The sequence below is a fragment of the Nostoc sp. LEGE 12447 genome (assembly GCF_015206985.1).
Taxonomy (GTDB): domain Bacteria; phylum Cyanobacteriota; class Cyanobacteriia; order Cyanobacteriales; family Nostocaceae; genus Nostoc.
Genome location: NZ_JADEXT010000003.1, coordinates 68,077 through 82,329, shown reverse-complemented (window position 1 = coordinate 82,329; position 14,253 = coordinate 68,077). Strand labels below are relative to the sequence as shown.

Below are 14,253 nucleotides of genomic sequence, written 5' to 3'. Positions count from 1 at the left end.
CGCTCAGTCTTATACCTTCCCAATTTATTTTTACAATTTATAAATTGCCCCTCGAAGTTATTTACTAATTTCGAGTGAAGCTAATTTGCATATCTCAGTCATTCACTAGTTGTTTGTCTGGTTTTTTTGCTTCCTAATTTTGGAAGGTGTCACTCTATATTAAATCTTTGTAACTTGCGCTCCCATCGGAAATACAAACTTTCTCCATCCACCTCGTCTGTCTCTTCACTTTCATCAATGAGGTCTTGGTTTTTCTCCTCTAATTCCCGCATATACTGCCTGAGTATACCCCCAACAGCGATCGCTCTACTTTTATGCAGCTGACGGGTTAACTCTAAAAACCATTCTCTATTACCCACCAAATCTGACTCTTTCACCTGATACTTGAGAATTTCTGGGATATATAAACGTCCCAAATTAACGTAATTTATACGGTCAAGCCTCAGTAAAAGTATTTAAGTAAGCAATAGGATAAATGCTGACTAATTTTTTGTTATAAACTACTCCTGAAATCGCAAAGCTCAGGAAGTAGTATTTTCGTCGGGTGCTTCAAACTTATAACCATAGCCGCGTACAGTTTTAATAAACTCTGGTACGCTAGGATCGACTTCCATCTTCTTGCGAAGCTGACCAATATGTACGTCAACTACCCGGCCATCTCCTACGTAGTCGCAACCCCAGATTTTTTGGATTAACTGTGGACGACTCCAAGCTTGATTAGGATGACTTGCCAAAAAATGTAAAATATTAAATTCCAGTGCTGTTAAAGCGAGAAGCTTATCGTTTAGTATTACCTCCCGTCCTTCTGGGTTAATTACTAGCTGCTTGAAAATGATCCGTTGTGTTGGTGAAGGGTTGATATAGCGTATCCGCCTCAAAAGAGCTTCTACTCTAACTTCTACTTCTGCAAGACTAAATGGTTTAGTCATGAAATCATCAGCACCTGCACTCAAGATTTTAATTTTATCAGCCTCATCAGTCCTACTAGTCAGTATCAGCACTAAAACATTAGTACGACTCTGCATTTCTTGACAAAGGCTATAACCATTAACATCCGGCAAATTCCAATCCAGAATTACTAAGGCTGGGTTGAATTGCTCAAACATCGATAAGGCAGTCTTACCATCTGCTGCTGCCTCTATTTGATATTTCCGACTCAAAAAACGATGAACGAGATTTCTCACGCCGAAGTCGTCATCAACAATCAGAATTTTAGGAGTAGTAGCGGTAATCATAACCATAATGCTGCCTATTGTAGATTGGGCGATTCGCTGTTGTCCCAGTTTTGCTGTACGTGTTTCTGTTGAGAGTGGATTCACGCGCGTCTCTGCTGAGTACGATCGCTACTGTAGTACTTGTATACAATTAATTTTCCATGAAGTTTGTGAAAACTTCAGCCACCGTAATGCTGATAAATTGTATGATTTTTGTATGGTTTTTGTATAATTTTGAATTTACATTGTATAATTATTGACTTTAATACTTAAGATAAGTGTAATGTGAGACAATTTGTATAATCAAAAATAGTCTAGAGAGACACCAGACGCTACGGCAGTTTCCTACAACTTTGGAAAAGCAATGTACTCCCTGATTAATTAGTGATTCGTAGAGGCCCACAAACTAAGCCATAAGCCAATTTAGATTCTACCCAATCCTACTTGAACTAACTAGTATCTGCTCCTGAAGAGGGACTACGAAAATTCACTCTACGTGCATTTACATGTAGCTACCCTTTTAAGCATATACTATACTACAAATTTCAGCCTGAGACTATGACAAGCCAAGGACTCAGAGCATCACCAGAAGGTATAAGAGCAGCAAAAACAGCTTTAACAGACAAAACTTGGAGTCAGCATAAATTAGCAATAGCTTTAGGCATTACACGTCAACCAGTTTCCAAATTTTTTGCAGGTGAGTCAGTTTCCCGATCTTGTTTTGTGCAAATTTGCCAACAGCTAGGGTTGTCTTGGCAAAAGGTTGCTGGTTTACCTGAAAATGTGGCATTTGAGGTAACTACTAAGACGCAAATCAAAGGTACTGACCTCGATACACTGGTGCGGGAAGTGCGTCAAAAGCGCCAAGAGAAAATTCAAGACCAGTGCAACACTCTGCAAATGTTGGACATTTCCCAGACAGTCCAACTGATGGATATTTACACCAATACTAATGTCTTAGAGGAGATAGTAAGCCTACAATGGCAAGAAATTTCTGATCTGTTGAAAGACTTGAAATCTGAATCAGACTTTAATCAACTTGGAGGATACAACCGTCAGAAAAGATTACCAGGGTTGGAAGCAGTATTAAGGCACTCAAAACTGATGGTGCTGGGTAAACCAGGGTCAGGTAAAACTATATTTTTACAATATCTAGCGATTGAGTGTAACAAAGGCGATTTTCAGCCAAACCGCATCGCAACTTTTATTAGGATGAAAGAATTTGCTGAAGATGTCAAAAATGATAGTGAATTCAATCTATTAAACTACATCATCCAAGATTTTCTCAATTGCGGTGTTGCAAAGGAATCAACTAAAACTCTGCTGACAGAAGGAAAACTGCTGATTTTGCTAGATGGATTAGATGAAGTGCCAGCAGAAAAGGCAGAACAATTAACAATCGAAATTCGGAGACTTACTCAAACTTTTTATAAAAATAAGTTTGTTATTAGCTGTCGGATTGCTGCCCAAAAATATAGATTTCAGGGATTTACTGAAGTTGAGTTAGAAGACTTTGACCAAGGACAAATAGAATTTTTTGCCAAAAATTGGTTTGTTGGAGTTGCTCTTAAGTCTAAAGAAGATGGGGAAGCAATAGGAAATTTATTTATTAATCAGCTTCATCTACCAGAAAATCAGCATATCCGAGAATTGGCGGTCACTCCCTTACTGCTGCATTTGATTTGCTTAGTGTTCCAAGTAAAAAATCAATTTCCCGTAAATCCAGCCAAGTTATATGAGCAAGCACTGAACATTTTGTTGTTCAGATGGGATGAAGTCAGAGGAATTAAACGCGATCGCGTTGCTTATAATTTAACTCTAGCAAGTAAGAAAAAACTGATTTTTCAACTTGCAGCTATCACTTTTGAGCAAAAAAAATACTTTTTTGAACAAGAAAATATCCTGCAACTTATTGCTGACTATCTTGAACCCATACAAAATCTTAACTCTGATGCAACTCAATGCCAGCTAGATAATGAAGCAGTGCTAAAAGCAATTGAGGTACAGAATGGGTTATTGGTGGAAAGGGCACGGGGAATTTACTCTTTTTCTCATCTGACATTTCAAGAGTATTTCACGGCTCGAAAAATTGTTGAAAGTTACCAAGACTATGATTGTAACAATCTCGTCAATCATATAACTGAAAGGCACTGGCGGCAAGTATTTTTACTAACTGTTACTATGTTGCCAAATGCTAATGAAATACTACATTTAATGAAACAAAAAATTGATTTGCTATTGGCTGACGATGAAAAATTGCAGTATTTTTTAACCTGGCTGCATCAAAAATCTAGTTCAGTTTCTAGTAGTTACAAAGCAGCAGGTATTCGTGCTTTTTATCTCATTTGCGTTGAGCGAAGCTCTTGCATTTGCAGTAGACATAATGCTTTTGTATATGCCTCTGGTTATGACCTTGAGTGCGCTCTTGTAGGTAACATCACCTTTAATGCAGAGCTTGTATTAGATGAGTTTTTATTCAGTACTGTTGCCTGTATTCACGATCTTGACTTGGCCTTTGAGTATACCCTCAACGATACCCTCGATCATGCTTATGCTCTTGTTATTGCCTTTGATAAAGCTATTGAGGTTGTTGTTGATCTTAAATTTAAGCAAGTGCTGCAAAAACTCAAGAAACAATTACCAAAAATAGATAGTAATCCAGAGCAGTTTAGGGACTGGTGGAAAGCTAAAAGTAAAATTTGGGGTGAACAATTAAGAGATATGCTAATTAAGCATCGCCATATTGGTTATGATTGGCAGTTCAACGAACAGCAAAAAGAATTGCTCCAAAAATATTATAATGGTAATAAATTACTAGTTGATTGCCTCAATATTGCGGCTGATGTAACTCCAATAGTGCGGCACGAGATTGAAGAAACATTATTATTAGCGATCGCAGATATTGAAAAGCTACGTAATTCCTCTAATATTCGCTGAATAATTTTAATTTTTAGACGATTTTGGATAGGATGTTTAATAAAATAGAATAAAGCCTATTATTTAAATAAGTAAATATCCAAAATATTAATTTTAAACATTTTATTAAAAATAATATAAATAAAAATCTCTTTTAATAGTCTAATTTGACTATATTTGCAATGGGTTAAATGGTAGAAAATATTTTAATTAGCTACTCTATCTCAAGAGAGATTTTGAATAGATTCAGCCTAGAGAAAGAGTAATTAAAGATATTGACTCCGTTAAATTGCTATTAATATCGTCAGCAAGGAATACCTATGGTTAACAATTTAGTAGGCGGCATCATTCCCCCCCAACCACCAATACAAGGACAATCTGATGCTCATGTCCTGAAGTCTCGTTTAGAATGGGGCGAACCAGCTTTTACAATACTGGATGTGCGCGATCGCAACACCTTCAATGAAGGTCACATTATGGGAGCAATGCCCATGCCCATAGATGAATTGGTAGAGCGTGCAGTACCTTCTTTAGATAAGAGCCGTGATATTTACGTTTACGGCGCTAATGAAGAAGAAACTGCTCAAGCCGCGCAACAACTGCGTTCTAATGGATTTGAGCATGTCTCTCAACTGATAGGTGGTCTTGCTGGATGGAAGGCTATTGGTGGCCCAACAGAAGGGATTGTTGAATCAAAAACTCCCGCAGGTGCAGACGACTACAATATCGTAGATCGGCTAAAGAATCACGAACAAAATCAGCCAAGGGGAGGTACTAGCGCGACGGAAGCCATCAAGAAAGGAGCTAGTAACCTCAAAGACAGCATTCAAGAAGGAGCTAGTAATCTCAAAGAAGGTATTCAAGAGGGAGCTAGCAACCTTAAAGAAGGCATTAGTGAATCTAAAGACAGAGATGATTCCAATGTCGGCTCTTAAGGAAAAATAACTGAGAAAATCAGCGATAGACCTCTTGCAGAAATCAAGAATAAAAACCCCACTATACCTTTGAGTTACACCACAGTCTCCCCTGTTTGCTTGCAGGGAGAGGCTACAGGTGGGGTGTTAGAGAATTTTCCAAGAGGTCTAATCTTGATTTGGTATGAGCAAAGAGGTCACAATTTACTAGTCGAAAGACAGAAGATTTTGACTTTTAATGCTGGAATACAGCATCAATAAATTTTGCAAGAGACTCCATGAATTACACTCACAAGGAAAGATGAAAATCTCTCTTGCAATAACCAATACACTATTTTGAAATAGATTTAGTGTTTGGTCTAATGTTCAAATAAATCCTTAAATTGCAATAAATCTAAAGAAACTATCGTTGGCAAAAATTCAAAACACTCTTGAGCAATTTCCCAGCGTTCTTCTCGTTTGAGCATTTCTGTTAACTTCTGCTGCACACTAAGTAAGTAACGCACATCATTGGCAGCATAACTCAGTTGAGCTTCAGATAAGCTAATGGCGTTACCCCAATCAGAACTTTGAGAGCTTTTATCTAGTTCTACTTTTTCTAACTCTTGCACCACATCTTTGAGTCCGTGGCGATTTGTGTAAGTACGGGCTAACTTACTAGCAATTTTGGTGCAAAAAACAGGGCTAACCTGAATCCCCAGATTGGCCCGCAAAGTGGCAATGTCAAAGCGAGCAAAGTGAAACACTTTTACAACATTGGCCGCTTCGAAGAGTTTTTTTAAATTTGGGGCCTCAGTTTGTCCTTTGGCTATGCGAATTACAGTGACTTTCCCTTCTAGGTTGCACAGCTGGACAAGACACAAGCGATCGCGCTGTGGCAATAATCCCATCGTTTCTGTATCAACTGCGATCGCTGTCGATTCTAAATACTGTCCAAGGGCCGCGTCACTGAGATCGCGATCGCTTACCTGAAAATCTTGTAATGTCATGAATTGTTCAAAAATAATAGCAGTGTCCAATAGATACAAGTCTTGTCAGACACTACATTATTATTGTGCAAAAAATCATAAATTAAATCTACCTAGTGCGAAAAAAGATTTGTGTCAGGTAGACTTCGCCTTGATTATTAGTAGCAACGCCAATTCCAGTCAGGTTGTAATTTCCTTTCAGATTCTTTAGATGCCCGGGACTGTTGATCCAACCAGTAACAGCTTCCTCTACGGGGTTGCTATATCCCCGGTTAAAAGCAACATTTTCTGCCGCACTGTTGTAGCGAATAGGGACAGCTTTGACTCGCCTTTCAAATCCTTGATGGCTAAATGGGGTTTTACCCTTAGCCATATTCTGACTATGAATTCTTGCCTGTCGAGTAATATTTGCATTCAGGGTCAACTTTGGCAGTCCTTTAGCAGCCCGATATCGATTAATTTGCTCAAAAACTGATTTTTCTAGCTCAGTAGTTTTAAAAGTAGGAGTCGATATTGCAACCTGACTGGAAAAAAGCGACAACAGCTTATTACGGGTGGATGTATTCGTAGAAGGATGATTTGGTATCGGAACAGTCGTTAATCCACTAGCAAGGACAAGCGCACTTAAAGCGATGCCAAAAGCAGTTTGTCGGAACATGGAGAATTGCGTGATGTGTAGAGATATAAGACTTCTACTCTACCTTATTGTTCCAACGATATATACCACGATACTATTAAGGATTGATGAATTTCGGCAATCTGGCTGCATCCTTTACAAGAAATAGAAAAAATCATTTTCAATTGTCAATATTTCAATAGTTCATCTTCATCAAATAACGGTTATTTTTGCTGAGAATTTAAGATTTTCATGAATTACTAAAAAATAATGTAGTTTCAATTACATTTGTCTATTAAATACTACATAATTCAACATTTAATTTATAGCGGTTCTTAGTTGAGTGCAATATAGACCTAACCCCCAGCCCCTTCCCTATAAGGGAAGGGGAGTAAGACTCAAAGCCTCTCTACTTTTAGGAGAGAGGTTAAACTGTATTGCATTCAAACGATAACTGCTATACAAGACTTACAGATTAGGTATGAAATGTCGGGGCATTCATATAGATGCAAAGTGGTTTCCCACAGAGTATTGCCCCTAGGTAAATCAAGGCTTTCACTGCCTTTTTGCGTAAGTCCTAATTTAGAACAAGCTTTTTCCCCAGACTGAAGTCTGGGGAATTTGAGAAAACTTTTATGAGAGAGGTTTTGAATCTTACTCCCCAACGCTAGTAGGTAAGGGGTTGCTCTTGTTAAGTCTGTATTCTATGCAATTGAGAACCGCTATATCAGCGAAGGAAAATTTGTGTGAAGTAGACTTTGCCTGCACTATTGCTGGCGACACCAATCCCCGTCTTATTAAAATTGCCTCTGATGTTGGCTAGATGCCCTGGACTTTTGAGCCAGCCTTGAACGGCTGTCGTCGCAGGGTCAGTAGATCCCTGGTTGTAAGCAACATTTTCACCAGCAGATGTGTAAGAAATACCGATTGCTTGAATACGCTGTGAAAATCCTGTATGTCCAAAGGGAACTTTCCCACTAGCCATATTCTGACTATGAATCCTAGCTTGATTATCGATAGCAGAATTACGAGTTAGTGCTGGTAGCCTTTGGGAAGTTCTGTAGCTATTAATTTGGTTGAAAACCGATTGCTCTACAGCAGTAGTGTTGATACTAAATGCTGCAATTTTGAAAGCATCACTTGATATAGATGAAGACACTGGTGTAAAAGTTGAATTTGTTACAGGAGTAGCGATCGCTCCGCTACTGAGGACAATAGTGCCTAAAGCAACGCCGTAGATTGTTCTTTTAATCATGTGCTGAAAGTAAACTTCCAGACAATCTAATCAAACTAATCTAAATGTGACAAATTGCTTATAGGTCTATATATTTCTGTTTATGCTCTTTTTTGTTCAAACGCGACTACAAAACTTTAAAATTCACAATCTTACGAAAAAAGTGCTGTTTATGAAAAAATTCCCTCTATCATTAGGATTATTTTCGCTATTTAAATAGCATAATTTTCTCCACTAAAGCCTCTGTGCGAATAGCTTTGGTTGAGGGTTTATAACTCTTCCTGCACTACACGTAACACCCGTGCAATATATTCTGCACGCCACAGTTCTCGCTCTTTTGTTACTTTTGCATCTGGTTCGTAAGCTTCGATCTCAGTAGCCGATAAAATACCTTTAACCTCTAGTAACCTTTCAATGGTGTCCAGACGCTCATGCAGCACAGACACCTCGCCAGTCAAAGCCATGACGATCGCTAACAATTTATCGATTTGTGGATTGTCTAAGTAAACAGGTCGTTTGCCCTTAGCTATTTTTGTCATCCTAATACCAATTCTCCCAAAGTAAGACTACATACACAAAACAAAGAAACCCAGATAAAATCTGGCTTTCTCAATTACGAATTACGAATTGGTATTTACTTCGTTGCAGCAACAACAAACCACGTGTTTAGGCTGCCTGAGTTACCATTTTGAAAAAGACCATTAGTTACTTTTGCTTTCCATGCCCCATTAGGGACAAACTTCTCAAATGTCTTATCTGCTGCAAAACCAGCCTCAGTAGCTAATGTCACCAAATCCAGATCGCGTACTGCACTCCAGAAGGGTTCGTTGTTGTTAGCGGTTTCCCAATCAAAAATGAACTGTGTATAAATATCCATGTGATGATATAAGGGTGCTTCCAGATGGAGCATGATTCCACCGGGAGCCAGTAGACGATAAGATTCTTGCATGACTTTACGGACGGCTGGCGGGGGAATTTCATGCAGCAAAATATGAGAAACCACTAAGTCAAATGATTCATTTGGAAAGTTAGTATGTTCGGCATTTTGCTGCCAGAAGTGTACCCGTTTGCCTAAAGCTTCGGCTCTTGCATGACCGTAACGCAACATGGGTGCGCCGACATCGATGGCATGGACTTCTGCATCTGGGTAAGCATCTACGTAGGGTAATGTGCTATTACCAATAGAACATCCCATATCAAGAATTTTTCTGGGTCGAAAGTCTGGATACTCTGGCAGAAGGTAGTTTTGGACTATAGATAGCCCCATATCATTATTAAGCGGCCCCAACCAACCAAGACCATAAAGGTAAGCGCCGCGATCGTAGGTTGCGCCAGCAGCCACATCATCAGCAGTGAATTCGCTGTGATATCCTCCAGGCATACAGTGAATGTCTACAGCTTTTTGATAATTAGGTATTTGAAAATTTGGGTCGAGAGTTAAAGTACCCAGTTCACTACCACGATCTTTGGCACGCTCAATCAATTCTGGTAGTTGTCTGTCAACACTGGTATTTACAGCATTCCATAATATTTCTTGGTTGATGCGCTTGAGGGCACTAGTCCATCGGTAGTAGGGTTCATGCTGCATTACTTCCCGAATTTCATGGCGATTTTGGGGAGGACGCTGATGTTCTTGTTCAAACTTCGGCTTGGCTAGTTTTTCATAAACTACTTTATTGCCAGGAGAAATATTCCTGAAAATGTGCGTTTTCAGGCTTTGCACAAAGTTTTGGCGTGCCAACTCATCATGAGTGGGTTGTGGTAGCATAGCGTGTTGGAATTGTTGATCCATCATTGCTTCTTCCCAAATATTTTAAGTAGATTTACGCTGGATCTAATAACTTAGCTACCGTTTGTACATCTTTATCACCGCGTCCAGAACAGTTAATTACAATCCGAGGACTGCCGCTTAGTTGGGGACATAAGGTTTCAAGATATGCGATCGCATGGGCTGTTTCTAATGCTGGGATAATCCCTTCCAATTTCGATAATCGCTGGAATGCTGCCATTGCCTCTGCATCTGTCACACTATAATATTCAGCGCGACCAGTGTCTTTCAAATAGCTATGTTCTGGCCCCACACCGGGATAATCTAACCCTGCACTAATTGAGTGCGCCTCAATGATTTGCCCATCCTCGTCTTGTAATAGATAGCTCATTGCTCCGTGTAACACACCAACCCGTCCTTTTGTCAAGGTTGCTGCGTGTTTTTCGGTATTAACACCTTCTCCGGCTGCCTCAACCCCAATGAACCGGATAGAAGGCTCATTAATAAACTCATAGAATAGTCCCATTGCATTGGAACCACCACCCACACAAGCCAAGAGAATATCAGGCAATGTGCCCCACTTTTCCATTGCTTGGGCGCGAGTTTCTTGGCCGATTACTGCATGGAAATCACGTACCATCATCGGGTAAGGATGGGGGCCTGCTACTGAACCCAGGATGTAGTGAGTTGTTTCCACATTTGTTACCCAATCGCGGATTGCTTCCGAAGTGGCATCTTTCAGGGTTCCAGTTCCCGCTTCCACCGGACGCACTTCTGCCCCCATCAACCGCATTCTGAAAACATTTAAAGATTGGCGTTCCATATCATGAACGCCCATGTAAATTACGCATTCCAGCCCAAAACGAGCGCAAACTGTGGCTGTAGCAACTCCATGTTGTCCAGCACCAGTTTCGGCAATAATCCGTTGCTTACCCATGCGTTTCGCTAACAAAACCTGACCAAGAGCATTATTGATTTTGTGAGCGCCTGTATGATTTAAATCTTCGCGCTTTAGATAAATTTGTGGCCCAGTGCGATCGGGTCGCGCATAATGAGCAGTCAGGCGTTCCGCGAAATACAATGGTGTGGCGCGTCCCACATAGTCTCGTAACAACTGCTGTAATTCTGCTTGAAAACCAGGGTCATTGCGGTATTGCTGATAAGCTGTTTCTAATTCAGAAAGGGCAGGCATCAGCGTTTCAGGTACATACTTACCGCCGAAGCGTCCAAAGCGACCTAACGCATCGGGAACCTGAGCAGTTGAACTTGGAGAGAGGGGAGTGGTAGTCACAGGCTGTTTTCGATGACGGAAATGACTTAATTATTATAGAAAAGTCTGGGGCATATCTGGGGTATACCTGGGGATGAGGTAGAAAAACAATTCCCAATTCCTGGCAATGGATTTGTAATGTTAGCCTAGAAATTGACATCCCAGCAGAATGGTTGCGTAGAAGTTTCCACTGCCTTTGAAATTTTTCTTAACAAATATTTTATGTCTTCTTCCAATTCTAAATCTTCTGACAAAAGCTTCGCCTACCGCGAATTTGGTAATGACAACTCCGCCGCCACAGAAAGACCAATTCCAGAACTACCCCCACAACAACAAAATCTTAAAGTACAAGCTTCCCGTAAAGGACGTAAAGGCAAAACTGTCACAGTGATTAGCGGTTTTCAAGCTAAACCAGAAACCTTGGCAGATTTAGTAAAGCAGTTAAAAACCCAGTGTGGGACAGGTGGGACACTTAAAGATAACGAAATTGAAATTCAGGGCGAACACAAGCAGAAAATTGTCGAGATTTTGACCAAGCTAGGTTATAAAGCCAAAATTAGCGGTGGCTAATTTTGAGTGCGGTTTACCGCATCTTAACTGTCACCTAGATTGAGAAATGGAATGTTATCTTTGAAAAGTACAAATATGCTTGAACGGTGGTGGATTACTTCGCTAACAAGCTATTTTTAGTGAGATAAACAGGAGGTTTAAATGGATTTAGTTCGGATTCTGTGTGCCATTTTCGTACCACCTTTGGGAGTTTTTTTACAAGTAGGTTTTGGTATAGACTTTTGGATTAATATAGTTCTGACGCTTTTCGGTTACATTCCTGGAATTATTCATGCAGTATGGATAATTGCTAAGAAATAATTCTTTGTACGAGTAAATTGGGTGTAACCATCTCTACAGAGGCAATTAATCAATTGCCTCTACAAAAAGGCTTTTGAGTTGGATGTCTGCACGGATATATCACAATACCATATTTCTTTTAATTAAAAAACTCTAAAGACACAATAAATCATGTCGATAAAGTATTAATCTCTGTGGCAGTCAATCCCAAATTAGCTCTCATTTTTTAACATCGCATAGAGTCTAAACTCTAGAAGCAAAGGGCAGATGTGTAACTGCCATTGCACAGTTGAGACATTTAAATCTTTGATTAAGCCAGTGCGTATATCTAGTACCCAACCATGAACCATAGGCGCTTTTCGCTCATAAAGTGCCTGACGCATGATAGAAGTTTGGTAGAGATTTTTCACTTGCGCCACTACATTTATTTCTGCCAAACGATTCAGACGTTCTTCTCTGGTTGGTAAAGCATCAATTTCTTCTTGTTTGTGTAAATACAGTTCCCGAATCGGATTTACCCAATTATCAAGAATGCCGATGGTTCTTCCTTCTAAAGCCGCTTTAATTCCTCCGCAGTCGTAGTGACCACAAACAATAATATGTTCCACCTGAAGATGTAAAATTGCGTATTCTAAAACGGCTAAAAAGTTAATATCCGTTAGAGAAACTTGATTCGCAATATTACGATGAACAAATAATTCTCCTGGTTCTGTACGAGTAAGGTTTGTCAAGGGTAAACGACTATCAGAACACCCGATGTATAGAAAAGGTGGTGTTTGTCCCTTAGATAATTCTTGAAAGTAAGTTGGATCTATAGCTAATTTCTCTGCAACCCAAGCCTGATTATTTCTGAAGAGTTCATCAATGCTGTTATATTTCATCTTTCGTCAAATTCGAGAGAGAATCTCATAAATATTTTAGCTGAATTACAGTTTCCGCTAAATCAGTATGAACTTGTTACAATCCAAAATTTGAGAAAGATGACAGTCTTTTTCTACATAAGTAAGTAAAAAGATGCCAAATTTGAGGTTGAGATATCCAGTTATCAGCTTCAATCGGGGGCAACAACTTTGCTACCATTATGATGGTTGATTGACCAACGGTGATCGACAGTTACAGAGGAAAATTCGCAAATTTCTTCTAGTCGTTTTTGTTGTACCGCAGCTTTACGGAGAGTAATAATTAGTTGATTTACTTGATGTCGTAAATCTGGATTATCATTAACCGCTAACATAGTTTGTCTTTCTAAAAGTTGAAGTATAAGTTCGTAATGAATAGGTGAAGGTAGAGGAATTTGCTCCATGAAGTTTAATTTTGATTTCATATTTGGAATTTTGCCTTAGTCAAATTTCATCTCTCGTACATAAATTGTTACATAAGAAATAACTAGTTGCTTATGGCTTTGATTTGATTAGCGATGAAGATTTAGCAAAGATATTGATAATAGTTGACAGCAAAGTGCTGCGTGTCTACGCATAGTATGCCCCATTAGTTGCCCTGTACTAAGAGGTACAGGGGAAGTTTTTATTTCAGAAATTTTTCGGTAATATAGTGGCGATCGCAGCGCCGGGATCTGGTTGTTTTACCAAAGACTCTCCAATGAGTACAGCAGATGCACCTGCTGTAAGCACTAAACTCAAATTATCTGGGTTGTGTAGTCCTGACTCGCTGACAACAAGGATGTTTTTCTCCTGCAATTGGCTACCCCTTGCAGCTAAAAGTTGGCAAGTAGTTTGCAAGTCAACGGAGAAATCTTCCAAGTTGCGATTATTGATTCCTACTAAAGAGACCCCATCCAAGGCTAACACACGGTCAAGTTCTGCCAAGCTATGGACTTCAATCAGGGCTGCCATTTTCAAGTTGTTAGCAATTTTGAGGAAGTATTTCAAATCTTGATCGCTCAGGATAGCCGCAATCAATAAAATTGCATCTGCACCATGAATCCGTGCCAAGTATATTTGGTAAGCATAAATGATAAACTCTTTGCATAATAGGGGCAAATCTACGGCAGCCCGAATCTTGGCTAAGTTTTCAAAACTACCTTGAAAGAACTTGACATCGGTTAGCACCGAAAGACAACTAGCACCACCTTGCTGATAAGATTGGGCGATCGCTACTGGGTCAAAATCTTCTCGGAAAACGCCTTTACTTGGTGAAGCTTTTTTAACTTCGGCAATCAATGCTGGTTTAGTCTTGCCTTGGCGCAAAGCAGCGACAAAATCACGGGTTGGGGGCGCAGTCAGTACCTGCTTTCGCAATTCTTGTAAAGGAACCTTTTCCCGCATCAAGTCATATTCTGCTTCTTTCTGCCAGACAATTTCTTCCAAGATATTGTTTGGCGCTGAATCAGGTACGGCAGCCTGGTAACGTAACATGGATACAGCAATAGCTGGGTTAGGGGAACGACGACGGATTTGCATAATTAGTCATTTGTCAGTGGTCATTGGTCATTTGTCATTGGTCATTTGTCCTTGTTTATTGACAAAGGACAAATGACAGAGGAC

At 39.7% G+C, this 14,253-nt stretch carries 15 protein-coding genes and 1 pseudogene; 5 read left to right on the top strand and 11 right to left on the bottom strand.

Annotated features, from left to right (window positions below):
- Nucleotides 1-149 precede the first annotated feature (149 nt).
- On the bottom strand, nucleotides 150-416 hold the full coding sequence (locus IQ274_RS05015) for a protein rep (protein ID WP_228058041.1): 267 nt from the start codon (nucleotides 414-416) through the stop codon (nucleotides 150-152).
- Nucleotides 417-521: 105 nt separating this feature from the next.
- Nucleotides 522-1,241 (bottom strand): response regulator transcription factor, encoded by a 720-nt coding sequence (locus IQ274_RS05010; protein WP_163929074.1) that lies wholly within the window; start codon nucleotides 1,239-1,241, stop codon nucleotides 522-524.
- A gap of 1 nt (nucleotide 1,242) precedes the next feature.
- On the opposite strand from IQ274_RS05010, the gene IQ274_RS05005 reads away from it, so the two are divergent.
- The 3 genes and pseudogenes from IQ274_RS05005 to IQ274_RS04995 form a co-directional block, all read left to right on the top strand.
- Entirely contained in the window at nucleotides 1,243-1,446 is a 204-nt protein-coding gene (locus IQ274_RS05005) for a hypothetical protein (RefSeq protein ID WP_163929075.1), read from the top strand.
- Nucleotides 1,447-1,772: 326 nt separating this feature from the next.
- A complete protein-coding gene (locus IQ274_RS05000; protein ID WP_194141606.1) occupies nucleotides 1,773-4,151 on the top strand; it encodes an NACHT domain-containing protein in 2,379 nt (792 codons plus the stop codon).
- Between the two features lie 299 nt (nucleotides 4,152-4,450).
- A pseudogene (locus IQ274_RS04995) lies at nucleotides 4,451-4,897 on the top strand (rhodanese-like domain-containing protein); the annotation flags it as partial.
- A 506-nt stretch (nucleotides 4,898-5,403) separates the two neighbouring features.
- Here IQ274_RS04995 and IQ274_RS04990 read toward each other — a convergent pair.
- From IQ274_RS04990 to trpB, 6 genes are all read right to left on the bottom strand, one after another.
- A complete protein-coding gene (locus IQ274_RS04990; protein ID WP_114082948.1) occupies nucleotides 5,404-6,033 on the bottom strand; it encodes a ribonuclease H-like domain-containing protein in 630 nt (209 codons plus the stop codon).
- An 88-nt stretch (nucleotides 6,034-6,121) separates the two neighbouring features.
- Entirely contained in the window at nucleotides 6,122-6,670 is a 549-nt protein-coding gene (locus IQ274_RS04985) for a CAP domain-containing protein (RefSeq protein ID WP_163929078.1), read from the bottom strand.
- A 685-nt stretch (nucleotides 6,671-7,355) separates the two neighbouring features.
- On the bottom strand, nucleotides 7,356-7,883 hold the full coding sequence (locus tag IQ274_RS04980) for a CAP domain-containing protein (protein ID WP_163929079.1): 528 nt from the start codon (nucleotides 7,881-7,883) through the stop codon (nucleotides 7,356-7,358).
- 248 nt (nucleotides 7,884-8,131) lie between these two features.
- Complete coding sequence (locus tag IQ274_RS04975) at nucleotides 8,132-8,401, bottom strand: hypothetical protein (RefSeq protein ID WP_163929080.1); 270 nt, start codon at nucleotides 8,399-8,401, stop codon at nucleotides 8,132-8,134.
- Nucleotides 8,402-8,496: 95 nt separating this feature from the next.
- A complete protein-coding gene (locus IQ274_RS04970) occupies nucleotides 8,497-9,657 on the bottom strand; it encodes a class I SAM-dependent methyltransferase (protein ID WP_228058040.1) in 1,161 nt (386 codons plus the stop codon).
- Between the two features lie 28 nt (nucleotides 9,658-9,685).
- Complete coding sequence (trpB, locus tag IQ274_RS04965) at nucleotides 9,686-10,921, bottom strand: tryptophan synthase subunit beta (protein WP_163929082.1); 1,236 nt, start codon at nucleotides 10,919-10,921, stop codon at nucleotides 9,686-9,688.
- 201 nt (nucleotides 10,922-11,122) lie between these two features.
- Between trpB and IQ274_RS04960 the strand changes: the two genes are divergently transcribed.
- Nucleotides 11,123-11,470, top strand: coding sequence for a translation initiation factor (locus IQ274_RS04960; protein ID WP_163929083.1), 348 nt, complete (start codon nucleotides 11,123-11,125; stop codon nucleotides 11,468-11,470).
- A gap of 141 nt (nucleotides 11,471-11,611) precedes the next feature.
- Nucleotides 11,612-11,770, top strand: a complete 159-nt coding sequence (locus tag IQ274_RS04955; protein WP_012410519.1) for a YqaE/Pmp3 family membrane protein — start codon at nucleotides 11,612-11,614, stop codon at nucleotides 11,768-11,770.
- A 191-nt stretch (nucleotides 11,771-11,961) separates the two neighbouring features.
- On the opposite strand, the gene IQ274_RS04950 is transcribed toward IQ274_RS04955, so the two are convergent.
- From IQ274_RS04950 to trpC, 3 genes are all read right to left on the bottom strand, one after another.
- Complete coding sequence (locus IQ274_RS04950; RefSeq protein WP_163929084.1) at nucleotides 11,962-12,630, bottom strand: carbonic anhydrase; 669 nt, start codon at nucleotides 12,628-12,630, stop codon at nucleotides 11,962-11,964.
- 170 nt (nucleotides 12,631-12,800) lie between these two features.
- Nucleotides 12,801-13,052 (bottom strand): DUF5340 domain-containing protein, encoded by a 252-nt coding sequence (locus IQ274_RS04945; RefSeq protein WP_163929097.1) that lies wholly within the window; start codon nucleotides 13,050-13,052, stop codon nucleotides 12,801-12,803.
- A gap of 226 nt (nucleotides 13,053-13,278) precedes the next feature.
- Nucleotides 13,279-14,169, bottom strand: a complete 891-nt coding sequence (gene trpC, locus IQ274_RS04940) for an indole-3-glycerol phosphate synthase TrpC (protein WP_194141605.1) — start codon at nucleotides 14,167-14,169, stop codon at nucleotides 13,279-13,281.
- Nucleotides 14,170-14,253 lie beyond the last annotated feature (84 nt).